Here is an 18590-nt window from a genome sequence, read left to right as displayed (position 1 = left end):
GATGGCCATGCCACTGCGTCAGTCCATCAAGGTCGCTACTTACTTGGCCGAACAAAAGCTCCGCAGGCGTGACAAGTTTCCGCTCATCGTCGAGCTGGAACCGCTCTTCGCCTGCAACCTCAAGTGCGAGGGCTGCGGCAAGATCCAGCACCCGGCCGGCGTGCTGAAGCAGCGGATGCCCGTCGCGCAGGCGGTGGGAGCGGTGCTCGAATCCGGTGCGCCGATGGTGTCCATCGCCGGTGGCGAGCCCCTGATGCACCCGCAGATCGACGAGATCGTGCGGCAGCTGGTGGCCAAGCGGAAGTACGTCTTCCTGTGCACCAACGCCGTGCTGCTGCGCAAGAAGATGGACAAGTTCAAGCCCTCGCCGTATTTCGCCTTCGCCGTGCACATCGACGGCCTGCGCGAGCGCCACGACGAGTCCGTGGCGAAGGAGGGCGTGTTCGACGAGGCGGTGGAGGCGATCAAGGAGGCCAAGCGGCGCGGCTTCCGCGTCACCACCAACTCGACCTTCTTCAACACCGACACCCCGCAGACCATCATCGAGGTGCTCAACTTCCTCAACGACGACCTGAAGGTCGACGAGATGATGATCTCGCCCGCCTACGCCTACGAGAAGGCGCCCGACCAGGAGCACTTCCTGGGCGTCGAGCAGACCCGCGAGCTGTTCAAGAAGGCCTTCGCGGGCGGCAACCGGCGCCGCTGGCGGCTCAACCACTCGCCGCTGTTCCTCGACTTCCTCGAGGGCAGGGTCGACTTCCCGTGCACCGCCTGGGCGATCCCCAACTACTCCCTCTTCGGCTGGCAGCGCCCCTGCTACCTGATGAGCGACGGCTACGTTCCGACGTACCGCGAGCTGATCGAGGACACCGACTGGGACAAGTACGGCCGCGGCAAGGACCCGCGTTGCGCCAACTGCATGGCGCACTGCGGCTACGAGCCCACCGCCGTCCTCGCCACCATGGGCTCGCTCAAGGAGTCGCTGCGCGCCATGCGCGAGACGGTCTCCGGAAACCGGGAGTGACGTCATGACCGCCATCCCCTTGGGCGTCCCCGAGGTACCGGTCCGGCCGATCGCCGAGCGGCGTGTGTCACGGCAGATCCATGTCGGCCCGGTGGCGGTCGGGGGCGGTGCCCCGGTCTCGGTGCAGTCGATGACGACGACCCGTACGTCCGACATCGGCGCCACTCTGCAGCAGATCGCCGAGCTCACGGCCTCCGGCTGCCAGATCGTGCGCGTGGCCTGTCCGACGCAGGACGACGCCGACGCGCTCGCGACGATCGCCCGCAAGTCCCAGATCCCGGTGATCGCGGACATCCACTTCCAGCCCAAGTACGTGTTCGCCGCGATCGAGGCGGGCTGTGCGGCCGTACGGGTGAATCCCGGGAACATCAAGCAGTTCGACGACAAGGTCAAGGAGATCGCGCGGGCCGCGAAGGACCACGGCACGCCGATCCGGATCGGCGTCAACGCCGGCTCGCTGGACAAGCGGCTGCTGCAGAAGTACGGCAAGGCGACGCCGGAGGCGCTCGTGGAGAGCGCGCTGTGGGAGGCGTCGCTCTTCGAGGAGCACGACTTCCGGGACATCAAGATCTCGGTGAAGCACAACGACCCGGTGATCATGATCGAGGCGTACCAGCAACTCGCCGCCCAGTGCGACTACCCGCTGCACCTCGGGGTCACCGAGGCCGGTCCCGCCTTCCAGGGCACGATCAAGTCGGCCGTCGCCTTCGGCGCGCTGCTGTCGCAGGGCATCGGCGACACCATCCGGGTGTCCCTGAGCGCCCCGCCCGCCGAGGAGGTCAAGGTCGGCATCCAGATCCTTCAGTCGCTGAACCTCAGGCAGCGGCGGCTGGAGATCGTCTCCTGCCCGTCGTGCGGGCGTGCCCAGGTCGACGTCTACAAGCTGGCCGACGAGGTCACGGCCGGCTTGGAGGGCATGGAAGTGCCGTTGCGGGTAGCCGTCATGGGCTGTGTCGTCAACGGCCCCGGGGAGGCGCGAGAGGCGGATCTGGGGGTCGCCTCCGGCAACGGCAAGGGGCAGATCTTCGTCAAGGGCGAGGTCGTCAAGACCGTCCCCGAGTCGAAGATCGTCGAGACCCTGATCGACGAGGCGATGAAGATCGCCGAGCAGATGGAACAGGACGGGGCCGCATCGGGCGCCCCCACCGTCACGGGGAAACCGGCAGTGACTGTGAACTGAAGCAAGGCACGGACCGAGAGGGGGCCCGAGCGTGACGATTCTGGAGAGCATCCGGGGACCGCGCGACCTGAAAGCGCTGTCCGAGGCGGAACTCGGTGAACTGTCCGACGAGATCAGGGAGTTCCTGGTGCACGCGGTCGCCAGGACCGGCGGACATCTCGGGCCCAACCTGGGCGTGGTGGAACTCTCCATCGCGCTCCACCGGGTCTTCGAGTCGCCGGTCGACCGCATCGTCTGGGACACCGGTCACCAGAGCTACGTACACAAGCTGCTGACGGGACGTCAGGACTTCTCCAAGCTGCGCGGCAAGGGCGGCCTGTCCGGCTACCCCTCGCGCGAGGAGTCCGAGCACGACATCGTCGAGAACAGCCACGCCTCCACCGCGCTCGGCTGGGCGGACGGGCTCGCCAAGGCCCGTCAGGTGCAGGGGGAGAAGGGGCACGTCGTCGCGGTGATCGGCGACGGGGCGCTGACCGGCGGCATGGCCTGGGAGGCGCTGAACAACATCGCGGCGGCCAAGGACCGGCCGCTGATCATCGTCGTCAACGACAACGAGCGGTCGTACGCGCCGACCATCGGGGGCCTGGCGAACCACCTCGCGACCCTGCGCACCACCGACAGCTACGAGAAGGTCCTGGCCTGGGGCAAGGACGTACTGCTGCGGACCCCGCTCGTGGGCAGCACGATCTACGAGTCCCTGCACGGCGCGAAGAAGGGGTTCAAGGACGCCTTCGCGCCGCAGGGCATGTTCGAGGACCTGGGCCTGAAGTACGTCGGCCCGATCGACGGCCATGACATCGGGGCCGTCGAGTCCGCGCTGCGGCGGGCCAAGCGCTTCCACGGGCCGGTGCTGATCCACTGCCTCACGGAGAAGGGGCGCGGCTACGAACCCGCCCTCGCCCACGAGGAGGACCACTTCCACACCGTCGGCGTGATGGACCCGCTGACCTGCGAGCCGCTCGCGCCGTCGGGTGGGCCGTCCTGGACGTCGGTGTTCGGCGACGAGATCGTGCGGATCGGCCAGGAGCGGGAGGACGTCGTGGCGATCACGGCGGCCATGCTGCACCCGGTCGGGCTCGGCAAGTTCGCGGAGCGGTTCCCGGACCGGGTCTGGGACGTCGGGATCGCCGAGCAGCACGCGGCCGTGTCGGCGGCGGGGCTCGCCACGGGCGGGCTGCACCCGGTCGTCGCGATCTACGCCACGTTCCTGAACCGCGCCTTCGACCAGTTGCTGATGGACGTCGCGCTGCACCGCTGCGGGGTGACCTTCGTCCTGGACCGCGCCGGCGTCACCGGCGCCGACGGCGCCTCCCACAACGGCATGTGGGACATGTCGATCCTCCAGGTCGTCCCCGGCCTCAGGATCGCCGCGCCCCGCGACGCCGACCAGCTGCGGGCCCAGCTGCGCGAGGCCGTGGCCTGCGACGACGCGCCGACCCTCGTGCGGTTCCCGAAGGAGTCGGTGGGCCCGACGATCCCGGCGGTCGACCGGGTGGGCGGCCTTGACGTGCTGCGCCGCGACGCCGGTGAGCCGGACGTCCTGCTCGTCGCCGTCGGTGTGATGGCTCCCGTGTGCCTCCAGGCCGCCGAGCTGCTCCAGGCCCGCGGCATCGACTGCACGGTGGTCGACCCGCGTTGGATCAAGCCGGTCGACCCCGCGCTCCCGCCCCTCGCCGCACAGCACCGGCTGGTGGCCGTCGTGGAGGACAACAGCCGCGCGTCCGGCGTGGGCGCCGCCGTGGCGCTGGCGCTGGGCGACGCCGATGTCGACGTGCCCGTACGGCGGTTCGGCATCCCGGAGCAGTTCCTCGCGCACGCCAAGCGGGGCGAGGTGCTGGCCGACATCGGGCTCACCCCCGTGGAGGTCGCCGGACGGATCAGCGCGAGCCTCGCTCTCAAGGAGGCCGAGGAGGGCCTGGCCGACCCTGAACAGGGTGCTGTCGTGCCGGTCAAGGAGAAGGCCGAATGACCACGGAGTTCGATCTCGGCCACCTCCTCGCCGAGCGCGGAGCCGAGCGCTACGAGCTGCACAGCAGGTACCTCAACCACCAGCTCCCGCGCATGCTGCACACCATCGGCTTCGACAAGGTCTACGAGCGGGCCGAGGGCGCGTACTTCTGGGACGCGGACGGCGACGACTACCTGGACATGCTCGCCGGGTTCGGGGTGATGGGCCTGGGGCGCCACCACCCCGTCGTCCGCAAGGCGCTGCACGACGTCCTGGACGCCTCTCTCGCCGACCTCACCCGCTTCGACTGCCAGCCGCTGCCCGGGCTGCTGGCGGAGCGGCTGCTCGCGCACAGCCCGCATCTGGACCGGGTGTTCTTCGGCAACAGCGGGACGGAGGCGGTGGAGACCGCGCTGAAGTTCGCGCGGTTCGTCACCGGGAGACCGCGGGTGCTGTACTGCGACCACGCCTTCCACGGGCTGACCACCGGCTCCCTGTCGGTCAACGGCGAGTCCGGTTTCCGCGACGGCTTCGCCCCGCTGCTGCCCGACACGGCCGTACCGCTCGGCGATCTCGACGCCCTGGCACGCGAGTTGAAGAGGGGCGACGTGGCCGCCCTGATCGTCGAGCCGATCCAGGGCAAGGGCGTGCACGCGGCGCCGCCCGGCTATCTGCGGGCCGCCCAGGAACTGCTGCACCGGCACAAGGCGCTGCTCATCGCCGACGAGGTGCAGACCGGCCTTGGCCGGACCGGCGACTTCTACGCCTACCAGCACGAGGACGGTGTCGAGCCGGACCTGGTGTGCGTGGCCAAGGCGCTCTCCGGGGGCTATGTGCCGGTGGGCGCCACCCTCGGCAAGGACTGGATCTTCAAGAAGGTCTACTCGTCCATGGACCGCGTGCTGGTCCACTCGGCGAGCTTCGGGTCCAACGCGCAGGCCATGGCCGCCGGGCTCGCGGTCCTGTCCGTGCTGGAGAACGAGCAGATCGTCGCCAACGCCCGCGCGACCGGGGAGCAGCTGAAGTCGCGGTTGGCGGCGCTCATCGACAAGTACGAACTGCTCGCCGACGTCCGCGGCCGGGGCCTGATGATCGGCATCGAGTTCGGCCGCCCCGACTCGCTGCGGCTGCGGAGCCGCTGGACCATGTTGCAGGCCGCGCGCAAGGGCCTGTTCGCGCAGATGGTCGTCGTACCGCTGCTGCGGCGGCACCGGATCCTCACCCAGGTCTCCGGCGACCACCTGGAGGTGATCAAGCTGATCCCGCCGCTGATCATCGGGGAGCGGGAGGTGGACCGGTTCGTCGACGCCTTCACCGATGTGATGGACGACGCGCACAGTGGGGGCGGGCTGATGTGGGACTTCGGCAAGACGCTGATCAAGCAGGCGGTCGCCAACAGGTAGACATGGGCCGAGCCGGGGCTGCCTGGTTTTTTGCCTCTGAGGCAAGAAATTTGCCGCAGAGGCAAGCCTCCGGCTGAATGGAGAGCATGAGCTCTCCCGAGAACGAGCCCGAGGGCGATTCGGCGGTGCCCGCCGAGGCCCTGCCCGTCGTCGCGCCCCAGCTCCGGGCCCTGCGTCGCCGGGCGGCCCTCACTCTGGAGGCGGCCGCCCGCGCCGCCGGGCTGTCGCCCGCACACCTCTCCCGACTGGAGACGGGGCAGCGCCAGCCCTCGCTGCCGATGCTGCTCGCGCTGGCGCGTATCTACGGTACGACGGTCTCCGAGCTGCTCGGCGAGAGGGTCGCCGACCGGGACGCCGTCGTGCGGGCCGGCGACATGGAACCGACCGCGGCCGGCGGCTGGACGTACTGGCAGGCGGGGGCGCCGGGCCGCGGGATGCAGGCGCTGCGCGTCCATGTGCCGTACGGCTCGCAGGGCGACATCGTGCGGGTGCATCCCGGCGAGGAGTGGCTCTACGTCCTCAAGGGGCGCCTGCGGCTGCGCCTCGGGGACACCGCGCACCGGCTCGCGCCCGGCGACAGCGCGCACTTCGACTCGCTCACCCCGCACCGCATCGCCGCCCAGGACGAGGGCGGGGTGGAGCTGCTGTTCGTCCACACCCTGTTGCAGAGCCCCACGGCCACCCTGTGCCTGGGCCACACTCCTGGAGAGACGCCATGAGCGGCATGGAGGAGAAGTTCCCGCGCGCCCTGTGGGTGCGGCTGATCATCTACATCGCGGTGGGGCACCTCTTCGCGGCCTTCGTCTACTTCCTGTTCGAGGCGGGCGCGAAGTAGGCGCGGGCGCGCGGTGGCCGCCGGACGTCAGTCGAGCAGGCGCTCCCGCAGGAGTTCCCGGGTCTGCTGGGTCACCCGCAGACCCTGCTCCAGGTAGGTGTCGACGCCGCCCCATGTCTCCTCGATCGTCTCGAAGGCCGCGGTCAGGTATTCGGCGCGCGCGTCGAACAGCGGGCTGAGCAGCTCCATGACCTCGGGCGAGTACGCGGAGGCGTCAGTGCCGCTGCGGCGCACCTTGTAGCGGCGGTGCTTGGCGTTGGACTCCAGGTAGTCGGTGACGATCGCCTCACGCTCCACACCGAGGGCGAGCAGCGTCACGGCGATGGACAGGCCCGCGCGGTCCTTGCCGGCCGCGCAGTGCATCAGAGCCGGCACGCTGTCCTCCGCGAGGGAGTGCAGCACGTGGGAGTGCTCGGAGGTGCGCTCCTTGATGATCGAGCGGTAGGAGACGATCATCCGGTTCGCGCCCTTGCCGTCGGCCAGTATCTCGCGCAGTTGGTCGAGGTCGCCGTCGCGGACCATCTTCCAGAACTCCGCGCCGTCCGCCGGGTCGGACAGCGGGAGGTTCACATTGCGCACGCCCGGCAGCTCGACGTCCGGCCCCTCCAGCTTCTGGTCGGCCGCGTTGCGGAAGTCGAAGATCGTGTGCAGGCCCAGGGAGCCGAGGAAGGACGCGTCCTCCTCGGTCGCGTGGGCGAGGTGGCCGCTGCGGAACAGCACTCCGTGCCGCACCCGTCGTCCGTCCACGGTGGGAAGTCCGCCCACATCACGGAAGTTGCGAACCCCGGCCAGTTCGGGCTCGGTCGACGGGATCTGCTGCGTCACGGGGGCTCCTCCCGGTCGGCCCCGGCGGCGCGGCTCGGCGGTGCGGCCGACGGGGTGCGCTCTCGACCATACGACATGGCTTCCAGGGCCAATGAGTTGTCCACAGGCGTTGCCTTGAGGGCGTGCGGCCCTTGATGATGTTGGTACTTGATCGCACCTGTTCGTCTCTGTGGGGGCTTGATGCTGGAGATCTCCGACAACGGCCGTACCTGGCTCCTGACCGGGCCGACCAGCAGCTACGCCGTCCATCTCACCGACGCCGACGAGCTGCTGCACCTCCACTGGGGCCCCCGGATCGCGCTGGCCGACGCCGAGGCCCTCGCCGTACGCCCGCTGCCGGAGTACCGGCCCTTCGAGTCCCCGCTCGACGGACGCGAGGAGTACCCGGTCGAGGGCGGCCCCCGCTTCGTACGGCCCGCCCTGTCCGTGCGCACCGAGGAGCGGCGCGGCACCGAGTGGGGTTTCGAGCGGTACGAGACCGAGGGTGACGAACTGCGGCTGCGCTTCTGTGACGACGGGCTGAACGTCACCCTGCACTATCGGATGCGCGGGGACGTGATCGAGCGCTGGGTGACTCTGCACAACCAGGGACGCGCCCTGGAGCTGCTGCGCGCCGACTCGGCCACCTGGACGCTGCCCGACCGGGAGGACTGGCGGCTGTCCCAGCTGCACGGCCGCTGGGGCGCGGAGTCCCGGCTGGCGCAGGCCCCGCTCACCCGCGGTGAGAAGGTCATCGGCAGCCGCCGCGGTCACACCGGCCACCAGCACCTCCCCTGGGTCGCGCTCGACACGGACGCCACCGAGGAGCGCGGCGAGGTCTACGGCTGCGCCCTCGGCTGGTCCGGGTCCTGGCGCATCGCCGTGGCCCAACTGCCGGACGCGCGCGTGCAGATCACCGGCGGGGCCGGACACGACGACTCGGGGCTGCTGCGCCTCGCGGCGGGGGAGTCCTTCACGACGCCCGTCTTCGCCGGCCTGTGGAGCGACGGCGGCTTCGGCGGGGCGAGCCGGGCGTGGCACGCGTACCAGCGCGCGTATGTGATCCCCGACGCCGACCGGGACCGGCCGGTGCTGTTCAACTCCTGGGAGGCGACGGAGTTCGACATCTCCGAGGAGCAGCAGAGCGTGCTCGCGCGGCGCGCCGCGGCCATCGGCGTCGAGCTGTTCGTGGTCGACGACGGCTGGTTCGGGACGCGCACCAGCGACCGCGCCGGGCTCGGCGACTGGACACCCAACCCCGACCGCTTCCCGTCCGGCCTCAAGCCGCTCGCCGAGTACGTGCACGCGCTCGGGATGCGGTTCGGCATCTGGGTCGAACCGGAAATGGTCAATCCGGACAGCGAGTTGTATCGCGCTCATCCAGAATGGGTTCAGTATCAACCAGGACGAAAGCGGACGGAATTCCGCAATCAGCTCGTACTCAACCTCGCGCGCGAAGACGTCCAGGACTACCTCTGGGAACAGCTCGACGGGCTCCTCACCAGCGCCCCGATCGACTATGTGAAGTGGGACTTCAACCGCTGCTTCACCGACGCGGGCTGGCCCGGTGAGCCGTATCCGCAGCGCCTCTGGGTCGACCACGTGCACGCCCTGTACGGCCTTCTGGACCGGCTGCGCGCCGCGCACCCCGGCGTCGCCTTCGAGTCCTGCTCGGGCGGCGGTGGACGGATCGACCTCGGCGTGCTGAGCCGTACGGACCAGGTGTGGACCTCGGACAACACCGACCCCCTCGACCGGCTCGCCATCCAGCACGGCTACAGCCAGATCCACCCGGCCCGTGCCATGGCCGCCTGGGTCACCGACAGCCCGAACGCCATGCTCAACCACCGCGCCAGCTCCCTGCGCTTCCGCTTCGTCAGCGCCATGGCCGGGGTGCTCGGGGTCGGCGGCGACCTGTCGCGATGGACGGAGGAGGAGCTGGCCGAGGCCCGGGACTGGGTGGCGCTGTACAAGGAGATCCGCCCGCTCGTGCAGCGCGGCGACCTCTACCGGCTGCGGCCGCCGCGGGGCGGGCTGAGCGCGGTGCAGTACGTGCTCGGGGACGAGACGGTCGTCCTCGCCTGGCTCCAGGCCCAGAGCTTCGGTGAGCCCCTGCCGGCCCTGCGGCTGCGCGGCCTCGACCCGACAGCATCGTACGAATGCCTTGAAACGGGCGAAACTCACCGAGGGGCCGTACTGGTGCATCACGGGCTGCGCGCCGGTCTGCACGGCGACCTTGATGCGGCAGTTATTCGCCTCCGTCGCATCTAGGGGTTCTGTCCGAATTGGCGCCTTCATTCCAACTCGCTCTGCGCTAAAGGAAGGTGGAGCAACGTCACGTGAGGAGCGTCATATTCGTAACCGTGCGTCGCCCGTCATGTTCACGTAATTCATGTGCTTTTCAAGGGGCTTTGTGTCGGGCGACGCTCCGATGATTTACGGACAGTGACCGGTAATTCCCACAGGGGATCAACAGGAACGCATTCGGATGGAACCTCTCGCTTGTTCCCGTGCGTCTTCCTCGCTTACGTTCGCCACCAATCCGGACGGACGCCTAATCCTGCCGCCGCCCGGATCCCGCGCTGACTCACCCGTGCACGGCAGGAGCGGGGGACCCACAGGTACAACCGCCTGTTCCGGTCTCCGGAACGGCTTGGGGTCAAGTCGCGCTCCGGCGCGGCCGGGCATCTCCAGCCCGCACCCGACAGCTCACCTCGCAGGCGCCGGAGAGGAATTCGCCATGCCCGCGAAGGGTAAGCACCGCCGTCCGAAGTCCCTGCGCTTCACTCGATCCATCGCCGTCGCCGGAACCGGTGGCGCCGCTCTCGCTCTTCCGCTCATGGGGGCCACCGGCGCCCACGCCGCTCCCTCGCAGTCCGTTTCGGAAAAGGCCGTTCAGTCCCTTCCGGTCGCCGGTCAGAAGACCGTCGAGAAGAAGGCCGCGCCCGAGAAGAAGAACGCCGTGCGGACCTATTCGGTGAAGGCCGGCGACTACCTCGCGAAGATCGCCGACGACCAGAACGTCAGCGGTGGCTGGAAGCGGCTCTACGCCGACAACCGTGCGGCCGTCGGCGACGACCCGGCGCTGATCCACCCCGGCCTCAAGCTCACGATCGGCGGCAAGAAGGCCACGACGAGCACCCCCAAGTCCTCGTCCTCCGCGCCGTCTTCCTCTTCGAAGTCCTCCTCGAAGGACTCGAACGCCTCGAAGTCCGCCGCGAAGACGACCACGGCCGCCGAGACCGGCGCCGTCAAGGGCTTCTCCGCCCCCCTGGCCGGCGCCTCCCTCGGCACCGGATACAAGGTGGCGGGCAGCATGTGGTCCAGCGGCTACCACACCGGCGTCGACTTCGCCGCCGCGACCGGCACCTCGCTCAAGGCGGTCGGCGCGGGCACCGTCGTCTCGGCCGGCTGGGGCGGCGCCTACGGCAACCAGGTCGTCATCCAGCTCGAGGACGGCCACTACGCGCAGTACGCCCACCTGTCCTCGCTCTCCGTCTCGGCGGGCCAGACCGTGACCGCGGGCCAGCAGGTCGGCCTCTCCGGCGCGACCGGCAACGTGACCGGGCCGCACCTGCACTTCGAGATCCGCACCTCGCCGGACTACGGCTCGGACGTGGACCCGGTCGCCTACCTCCGCTCCAAGGGCGTCGGCATCGGCTGACGGTCGCCCGCGCGACAACGCCCGCCTGGCATACGGCCGAAGGCCGGACCTCGATCCCCGGGTCCGGCCTTCGGCGTGCCCGCGGTTCGGCGGCGATGTGCGCCGACAACACCCCAGTTCAGAGGGTTATTCCGGGTTTGGTGAACACTTTGGCAGTGGCTTATCTCACCGCTCGTCAACCCTTTCCTACGGTCGCGTAGGTCACATTCGAAGGTGAATCATGTCCCGACGTGGCAGGCGATTCGAAGAGTGACAGCAGATCAGTGATCGGGTCGTACGTCGCGGTGGGGGACAGCTTCACCGAGGGCGTCGGCGACCCCGGCCCCGACGGGGCGTTCGTCGGCTGGGCCGACCGTTTCGCGGTTCTCCTCGCGGACCGGCGGCCCGAGGGCGACTTCGACTACACCAACCTCGCCGTGCGCGGCAAACTTCTCGACCAGATCGTCGAGGACCAGCTTCCGCAAGCCGTGGAACTGGCCCCGGACCTGGTCTCGTTCTGCGCGGGCGGCAACGACATCATCCGGCCCGGCACCGACCCCGACGAGGTGGCCGAGCGATTCGAGCGGGCGATCGTCCGGCTCACCTCAGCCGTCGGCACCGTCATGGTGACGACCGGCTTCGACACCCGTGGCGTGCCCGTGCTCAAGCATCTGCGCGGCAAGATCGCCACGTACAACGGCCATGTGCGGGCCATCGCCGACCGGTACGGCTGCCCGGTGCTCGACCTGTGGTCCCTGAAGTGCGTTCAGGACCGCCGGGCCTGGGACGACGACCGGCTCCACCTGTCTGCCGACGGGCACACGCGCGTGGCGCTGCGCGCGGGCCAGGTGCTCGGCCTGGAGGTCCCGGCCGATCCCGACCAGCCGTGGCCGCCGCTCCCGCCCCGCGGCACCCTCGAGGTCCGCCGCGACGACGTGCACTGGGCGCGCGAGTACCTCGTGCCGTGGATCGGCCGCCGACTGCGCGGCGAGTCGTCGGGGGACCATGTCACGGCCAAGGGCGCGCTGTCCCCGGACGACATCAAGATGCGCATCGGGTCGGTGGCCTGAGAGCGGCTCCCGAGGCACCGGCGGGTCGGGGCCGTACCGACACCTGATCGGTACGGCCCCGACTCATGCCCTCGGCAGGGAACTCGGCGCCCTTGCCCGTCGGGATCACCGCGCCGACGCCGTCAACGCCTCCCGCTCCAGCCCCAGTTCCCGGGCCAGCGCCTCGTCCACCCACTCCTGGGCACGCGCGCGTGAGACCGCGCCCGAGTACGACGTGAGCTGTACGGCGAGTCCGTCGAGCAGCGCCGTGAGGCGCAGGGCCGCGCCGGTGGGGTCGGGGCAGCTGAACTCCTGCGCGGCCACGCCCTCGGCGATGACGTCGGTGATGGCGCCCTTCCACTGCCGGTCGAGATCCCGTGTGACCTCCTGCAGCGCGGGCTCGCGCAGCGCCGCCGCCCAGCCCTCGATCCACAGCCGCCAGCCCTTGGCCTGCCCGGTCGGCGCATACCAGCGCACGGCCGCCCGCAGCCGTCGCAGCGCCGTCGTACGGCGGCCCAGGAGCTTGCGCAGCTGGGCCAGATCGCCCTCGGCCGCATGGGTGAACGCGGCCGCGACCAGCTTCTCCTTGGTGGCGAAGTGATAGAGCACCAGCGCGTTGCTCACACCGAGCGCCGAGGCCACGTCGGCGATTCTGACCGCCGCGACGCCCCGCGCCTCTATCTGCTCGACGGCGGCGCGCAGCAATTCCTCGCGCCGCTCCGCCACGCTCAACCGCACTCGTGCCACGTCGACACCCTAAGGCCTCACCCTGAGCCGTCCCCGGGCCGCGGTCGAGCGGGGTCCCGCACGGCCACGGTCATCCGTACCGGCCGAACCGCTCGGTGATCACCGGCAGCCGGTCCGCCGCGATGGCGTGCGCGGCCGTCCGAGGTGCCGTCCCGTCGGCCTCCGCGCGGGCGAGCACGAGGTCGGTCAGGGCGCGCATCGAGCGTCGCGTGTGGGCGAACGCCTCGTCCGCGTCCGGGCCGACGTCCCCGAACAGCGTCCACCACCACCAGGCGTTCGTGGCCGAGTTGACCACCACGTCCGGCAGCACGGTGATGCCGCGTGCGGCCAGCAGCTCCTCCGCGTCCGGCCGTACGGGCATGTTGGCCGCCTCGGCGATCCAGCGGGCGGTCACGCGTCCCTGGTTCGCGCCGTCGAGCACGTACGACACCGCCGCCGGAACCAGCACCTCCGCCTCGGCCGACAGCCAGGCGTCGCCCGGCAGTTCGCGGTCCCCGGGGCGCAGCGCCGAGCGGTCGACGGTGCCGTAGGCGTCCCGCGCCGCCAGCAGTGCCTCGACGTCGAGGCCGGCCGGGTTGGCGATCGTGCCCTTGATGTCGGCGACGGCCACGACGGTGAGGCCCGCGCGCGTGAGGAAGCGCGCCGTGGCCCCGCCCATCGTCCCCAGGCCCTGCACGGCGACGCGTGTCCTCCAGTACGGCACACCGGCCCGGTCCAGGGCGGTCAGCACCGACTCCGCGACCCCGCAGCCACCGACCAGCTCGTCGAGCCCGATGCCGTCGACCTCCACCGCGAACGCCTCCGCGAGCCGCCGCCGGCCGCCCGCCTCGTCGTCGAGCAGCGGATACACCGCCTGGACGGTCGAGACGAGCCCCGCCTCGGCCGCCGCGCGATCGACCACGTCCTGGGTGAGACCGAGGTCCTCGCCCGTGGTCCAGAAGCTCTCGACGTACGGCCGCATGGTCCGCAGGTAGCGCACCAGCAGCCCGTACGCCTCCGGGTCCCGGGGATCGCAGTCGATGCCGCCCTTGGCGCCGCCCAGCGGGACGTACCGCGCCTCGGGGTCGTAGTGCAGGGCCTCCTTGAAGCTCATGCCGCGGGCGAGGTCGGCGACCTCGTCCAGCGTGCAGCCCGGCCGCATCCGCAGCCCGCCGCTGGCCACGCCGCGCACCAGCCGGTCGATCACCAGGAACCCCTGGCGGCCGGTGACGTCGTCGGTCCAGGTGAGCGACAGCAGGGGCGTGGTCATGAGGGTGGTTCTCCGGGGTCGGCGCCGGTCCGCGGGAACGAGGGCAGCGGGCCGCGGCTACTGAACGATGAGTCAGTATCAAAGTGAGGCGGGGACATGTCAATGCGAGGGGTGGATCCGCACGGGCGGAGGGGCCCAGGGCGGAGCGCCGGAGCCTGCCCGACCGGAGGAGTTCGGGGGCGTCGGCGGGAGTGTCGGCGGGGCCGACCATAATGGAAATACTCACCGACTCCACCTGGAGGTACCGTGGCCGGTTTCCGTCTCCCGAGTTCCGGGCTGCGCGCCCTGCGGCCCGAGGCCTTCGGCGTGGATCCCAGTGGTGAGCGCATGGCGCGCATCCGCAGATCGCCGCACTTCAGGGACGGGGTCTTCCAGAACCCCGGAGGCGCCGCCCGGACCAGGCCCTCCGGATCGATGCTGGAGTTCGCCAAGATCTTTTTCGACAAGGACGCCCGGCCCCGCCGGTCCCCCAAGGGCACCGTGCCGGTGCACCCCACCACCTACGCCGATCTGGCCAGGCCGCCCGCCGGCGGACTGCGCCTGACCTGGATGGGGCACTCCAGCATCCTCGCGGAGATCGACGGCCACCGCGTGCTCTTCGACCCCGTGTGGGGTGAGCGCTGCTCGCCGTTCCCCTTCGTCGGACCCAAGCGACTGCACCCTGTGCCGCTGCCGCTCGCCGCGCTCGGGCCGGTCGACGTCGTCGTCATCTCGCACGACCACTACGACCACCTCGACATGCCCACCATCAAGGCGCTGGCCGGCACCGACACGATCTTCGCCGTGCCGCTCGGCGTCGGCGGCCACCTCGAACACTGGGGCGTGTCCGCCGACCGGCTGCGCGAGCTGGACTGGCACGAGACGACCAAGGTGGGCGGGCTGACCCTGACCGCCACCCCGGCCCGCCACTTCTGCGGCCGCGGACTGCGCAACACCCAGCACACGCTCTGGGCGTCCTGGGCCGTCGCCTCTGGCGAGCACCGGATCTACCACAGCGGTGACACCGGCTACTTCGAGGGCTTCGCGGACATCGGTGCCGAGCACGGCCCGTTCGACGCCACGATGATCCAGGTCGGCGCCTACTCGGACTTCTGGCCCGACATCCACATGACGCCGGACGAGGGTGTTCGGGCCCACCTGGACCTCCAGGGCGGCGACCCGACGGCGGGCGTCATGCTGCCGATCCACTGGGGGACCTTCAACCTGGCGCCCCATCCGTGGGCGGAGCCCGGCGAGTGGATGATGCGGGCCACCCACAAGGCCGGGGTCACGCTGGCCGCGCCGCGCTGCGGCGAGCCCTTCGAACCGGCCTCCGTGCCGCCCGTGACGCCGTGGTGGCGAGAGGTCGCCGAGGCGCCCGCCGGGGGGTGGCCGACGTGGCCGCCGGTCGCTTCGGAGGCGGGGGACACGGCGGTCGTGTAGGGCGGGATCCGTATACGGCGGGATCTGTGGACGGCGGCGGCTGTATACGGCGGGATCTGTGGACGGCGGCGGCTGTATACGGCGGGATCTGTGGACGGCGGCGGCTGTATACGGCGGGATCTGCGGACGGCGGCATCTGCGTCTGGCGGTATCGGTCTCTGGCTGTATTGGGGCGCGAGGGAACATTCCTCGCGCCCCTTCGTCGTGGTTCGCGCGGGGCGCACGGGGGTGCGGCGAGGCGTCCGTGCGGCACTGTGCGCCGCTACGGCGGGTGACGTTCCGTGGATCGGGGGAGCGGGCGCGCGGGGTGCCGAAACGTCCCGGCCAGGGCGTGGCGGGCCGGTGGACGACAAGGGCGGGAGGGGCGGAGTGCGGAAAGCGCTCCGCCTCTCGACTTTTCTTCGTGACCACTTCTGACCAGGTCTGATCGTTGGATTGCTCCTTGTGGGCGAACGGTGGAGCGGGTTATCGGTCTGTCGTACGAGGCCTCATACCAGAGCGGGACGCTACCTGCGGGACTTTGTCAACTGCCCACCGCACATGATGTGGAGGCGACTACTGTCGGTGTCCGTCGGGCGACAGGGAGCCGAATTCGTCGGCTCCGTCGACCGACATCGCGATGGCGCATGCCCCGGGCCGCGCAGACCGCGCGCACCCCCAGGCCCCGACCGACGGACCAGTACGAGGACCCCGATGTCTCAACTACGCGCCCCGGCCGCACGCGCAGACCGCCGTGAGGGCGGGCGGCACGGGCGTCCGGCCGCCCGCACCGCACCCGCGCTGCCCGAGACCCACATACGGCCCCAACTGCTGCGGCTGGCCGTGCTGCCGCCCGTCGCGGTGACCCTCAGCGCCTGCGCGGCCGTGCTCTTCGTCGTGCGCTCCGCCGAGGTACGGCCGAGCCTCACCCTGTGGGGCGTGCTCGCCGGAGCGGTCTCGGTGACCCTGGCGGGCATCCTGATCGCCGCCGTGGCCGCCAACCGCACAGCCAGGTCCGTGAGCGACCGCATCCGCGCACTGCGCCGCAGCAGCGCGCGCGGCGAGGCCGATCTGCGGGACCTCGTGGAGACGCTGCGGCGCGGTGACGGGCCCCCCAAGCGCAAGCCGCGCAGCGGTCCGTCCGAGGGCGCCGACGACTTCGAACTGCTCGCCGCCGACCTGGCCCGCGCCCACGACGGCGCCGTCACCGCCGTCGTCCAGGCCTCCCAGCTCTCCACCCAGGCGGGCAGCGAACAGAAGCTCGAGGTCTTCGTCAACCTCGCCCGGCGTCTCCAGTCGCTCGTGCACCGCGAGATCTCCATCCTCGACGAGCTCGAGAACGAGATCGAGGACCCCGACCTGCTCAAGGGGCTCTTCCACGTCGACCACCTCGCCACCCGCATCCGCCGCCACGCGGAGAACCTCGCGGTGCTCGGCGGCGCCGTCTCCCGCCGGCAGTGGAGCAACCCGGTCTCCATGACCGAGGTGCTGCGCTCGGCCATCGCCGAGGTCGAGCAGTACTCCCGGGTCAAGCTCGTACCGCCCATCGACGGCACCCTGCGCGGGCACGCCGTCGCCGACGTCATCCACCTGCTGGCCGAACTCGTCGAGAACGCCACGGTGTTCTCCGCCCCGCACACCCAGGTACTGCTGCGCGCCAACCTCGTCACCTCGGGGCTCGCCGTCGAGGTCGAGGACCGCGGGCTCGGCATGCCCGTCGGTGAGCAGAGCCGTATGAACGCCCTGCTCGCCGACCCCGACCAGGTCAACGTCGCCAGCCTGCTGGCGGACGGACGCATCGGGCTCTTCGTCGTCTCGCAGCTCGCGAAGCGGCACGGCATCCATGTGCGACTGCAGACCAACATCTACGGCGGTGTCCAGGCCGTACTCGTCGTGCCGCAGGGGTTGTTGGGGACGGAACCGGGGGCGCGCGGGGGCACGGGCGTATCGCCGCAGCCTCCGTCGCAGGCCCGTCCGCAGCAGCCGGCGCAAGCGCCGGTTCCGGAGGCGCCGCAGCCGCGTCGGAGGCACGCCTCGGGGGGCGCGTCGGCTGGATCGGCCGGTGCTGGCGGGGCGGGCGGACCTGCGGGGTCGGCGGGCTCTGCCGGGACGGCCGCTGGATCTGCTGGGCCGGCCGGTCCTGCCGGTCCTGATGGGTCGGCCGGATCGGGGCATGGCGGGCAGCGGGGCGTTGGCGAGGTATCGCAGGTCTCGCAGGGCGCGTCGCGTCGGCAACAGGCGCAGGCCGGTGGACAGGGCGGGGCTCCGCGAGGGAACGGCGACGGACCGGCGCCGCTGCCCGTGCGCGGCGCCCGGGGGGAACGGGCCAACCCGGCGGAGGCCGTGCCCGGCATCAGGTCCGACGAACGCCGGCTCGTCGAGGAGAACACCGTCGCTCCGCCGACCCCGCGCGTCAGCACCGTCCGCGGCACCATGGGCAAGCCCCAACTTCCCCGACGCCGCGCCCAGGAGCACATCGCGCCTCAGCTCCGCGACGGCCCCGCACCGCGCCAGGACTCCGACACTCTCGCCGGGCACGACCCGGGGTTGATGGCGGCCTTCCAGCGGGGGATCGGGCTGGCCGAGACACAGCAGCACATGGAGTCGGTGCGTGGGGATGCCGAGCGTGTGGGCGGTGGATATGTGGCCGGCGGGACTGTGGAGGCCGGGCACGTGGAGGCAGGCCACATGGGTGCCGGGCCGAAGGGTGCCGGGCATGTGGACGGCGGATCCCTTGATGCCGAGCACATGGGTGACGGATATCTGGATGGCAGGCACATGGGCGGCAGGCACATGGGCGGCAGGCACATGGGCGGCGGACACATGGATCCGGGGCACATGGATCCGGGGCACATGGGTGCGAGCCATGTGGACGCCACGCGCACAGCCTCGGGCCACACACTCCTGGGTCACACAAGCGTGAGCAGCAGCGTGAACGTCGGCCACATGGACTCGGCGCACACCGCCACCACCCACGGCACCACCCCCGCGTACACCCCGTCGCCGCACACGGACTCCGACACCACGTCGTCCCACCCGGAGCCGACGCGCCTCGACACGGACCGGTCGCAGCCCACACTTCTGCGCCCGACGTCCGTGGATGCACTCCACATGGATGTGACCCCCATGACCGCCCGGCCCTCCATGGGCGCATCGCCCATGGACCCGGCCCACACAACCGAGCCGCACCCCGGGCCCGCGCCCGGCACCGACCACACCACCTGGCCCGACGGGAGCGCACCAGCCGGATGACCACGACTGCGATCAGCTCGACGTCCGCCTGGGAGTCCACCCCCACCCCCAGCGC

The 18590-nt window shown here is 70.9% G+C and carries 14 protein-coding genes and 1 riboswitch; of the genes, 11 read left to right on the top strand and 3 right to left on the bottom strand.

Features of this window, described 5'->3' with window-relative positions:
• The first annotated feature begins 1 nt into the window (after position 1).
• From hpnH to IM697_RS28430, 6 genes are all read left to right on the top strand, one after another.
• Positions 2 to 1024: an adenosyl-hopene transferase HpnH gene (gene hpnH / locus IM697_RS28455; RefSeq protein WP_194038953.1), complete on the top strand. Its 1023-nt coding sequence runs from the start codon at positions 2 to 4 to the stop codon at positions 1022 to 1024.
• Positions 1025 to 1028: 4 nt separating this feature from the next.
• Positions 1029 to 2204, top strand: a complete 1176-nt coding sequence (gene ispG / locus IM697_RS28450; protein ID WP_194038952.1) for a flavodoxin-dependent (E)-4-hydroxy-3-methylbut-2-enyl-diphosphate synthase — start codon at positions 1029 to 1031, stop codon at positions 2202 to 2204.
• 31 nt (positions 2205 to 2235) lie between these two features.
• On the top strand, positions 2236 to 4173 hold the full coding sequence (gene dxs, locus IM697_RS28445; protein ID WP_194038951.1) for a 1-deoxy-D-xylulose-5-phosphate synthase: 1938 nt from the start codon (positions 2236 to 2238) through the stop codon (positions 4171 to 4173).
• On the top strand, positions 4170 to 5555 hold the full coding sequence (locus IM697_RS28440) for an aspartate aminotransferase family protein (RefSeq protein WP_194038950.1): 1386 nt from the start codon (positions 4170 to 4172) through the stop codon (positions 5553 to 5555). Before dxs ends, IM697_RS28440 begins: the two co-directional genes overlap by 4 nt.
• Positions 5556 to 5641: 86 nt before the next feature.
• Positions 5642 to 6274: a helix-turn-helix domain-containing protein gene (locus tag IM697_RS28435; protein ID WP_194038949.1), complete on the top strand. Its 633-nt coding sequence runs from the start codon at positions 5642 to 5644 to the stop codon at positions 6272 to 6274.
• On the top strand, positions 6271 to 6390 hold the full coding sequence (locus tag IM697_RS28430) for a DUF6126 family protein (RefSeq protein ID WP_194038948.1): 120 nt from the start codon (positions 6271 to 6273) through the stop codon (positions 6388 to 6390). Before IM697_RS28435 ends, IM697_RS28430 begins: the two co-directional genes overlap by 4 nt.
• 27 nt (positions 6391 to 6417) lie before the next feature.
• On the opposite strand, the gene IM697_RS28425 is transcribed toward IM697_RS28430, so the two are convergent.
• Positions 6418 to 7215 carry a tyrosine-protein phosphatase gene (locus tag IM697_RS28425; RefSeq protein ID WP_194038947.1) on the bottom strand — a complete coding sequence of 266 codons (798 nt, stop codon included), beginning with the start codon at positions 7213 to 7215 and terminating at the stop codon, positions 6418 to 6420.
• 180 nt (positions 7216 to 7395) lie between these two features.
• On the opposite strand from IM697_RS28425, the gene IM697_RS28420 reads away from it, so the two are divergent.
• From IM697_RS28420 to IM697_RS28410, 3 genes are all read left to right on the top strand, one after another.
• Positions 7396 to 9465 carry an alpha-galactosidase gene (locus tag IM697_RS28420; RefSeq protein ID WP_194038946.1) on the top strand — a complete coding sequence of 690 codons (2070 nt, stop codon included), beginning with the start codon at positions 7396 to 7398 and terminating at the stop codon, positions 9463 to 9465.
• A 299-nt stretch (positions 9466 to 9764) separates the two neighbouring features.
• Positions 9765 to 9930: riboswitch (cyclic di-AMP (ydaO/yuaA leader) on the top strand.
• A gap of 4 nt (positions 9931 to 9934) precedes the next feature.
• On the top strand, positions 9935 to 10858 hold the full coding sequence (locus tag IM697_RS28415; protein ID WP_194038945.1) for a M23 family metallopeptidase: 924 nt from the start codon (positions 9935 to 9937) through the stop codon (positions 10856 to 10858).
• 263 nt (positions 10859 to 11121) lie between these two features.
• Positions 11122 to 11907 (top strand): SGNH/GDSL hydrolase family protein, encoded by a 786-nt coding sequence (locus tag IM697_RS28410; protein WP_194049912.1) that lies wholly within the window; start codon positions 11122 to 11124, stop codon positions 11905 to 11907.
• Positions 11908 to 12012: 105 nt separating this feature from the next.
• Here IM697_RS28410 and IM697_RS28405 read toward each other — a convergent pair whose 3' ends face one another.
• Positions 12013 to 12633 (bottom strand): TetR/AcrR family transcriptional regulator, encoded by a 621-nt coding sequence (locus IM697_RS28405; protein ID WP_194038944.1) that lies wholly within the window; start codon positions 12631 to 12633, stop codon positions 12013 to 12015.
• A gap of 70 nt (positions 12634 to 12703) precedes the next feature.
• A complete protein-coding gene (locus tag IM697_RS28400; RefSeq protein WP_194038943.1) occupies positions 12704 to 13882 on the bottom strand; it encodes a Glu/Leu/Phe/Val dehydrogenase dimerization domain-containing protein in 1179 nt (392 codons plus the stop codon).
• A 246-nt stretch (positions 13883 to 14128) separates the two neighbouring features.
• Here IM697_RS28400 and IM697_RS28395 point away from each other — a divergent pair, with 246 nt between their 5' ends.
• Together IM697_RS28395 and IM697_RS28390 are read left to right on the top strand one after the other, a co-directional pair.
• Positions 14129 to 15304 carry an MBL fold metallo-hydrolase gene (locus IM697_RS28395; RefSeq protein ID WP_194038942.1) on the top strand — a complete coding sequence of 392 codons (1176 nt, stop codon included), beginning with the start codon at positions 14129 to 14131 and terminating at the stop codon, positions 15302 to 15304.
• A gap of 693 nt (positions 15305 to 15997) precedes the next feature.
• The gene (locus IM697_RS28390) at positions 15998 to 18535 is read left to right on the top strand and encodes a sensor histidine kinase (protein WP_228044205.1); all 2538 of its coding nucleotides are present in this window, start codon (positions 15998 to 16000) and stop codon (positions 18533 to 18535) included.
• Positions 18536 to 18590: the final 55 nt, after the last annotated feature.

The organism is Streptomyces ferrugineus (assembly GCF_015160855.1).
Classification (GTDB): domain Bacteria; phylum Actinomycetota; class Actinomycetes; order Streptomycetales; family Streptomycetaceae; genus Streptomyces; species Streptomyces ferrugineus.
The sequence above is the reverse complement of the archived record's forward strand: the minus strand, read 5'-3'. Positions and strand labels throughout refer to the sequence as shown.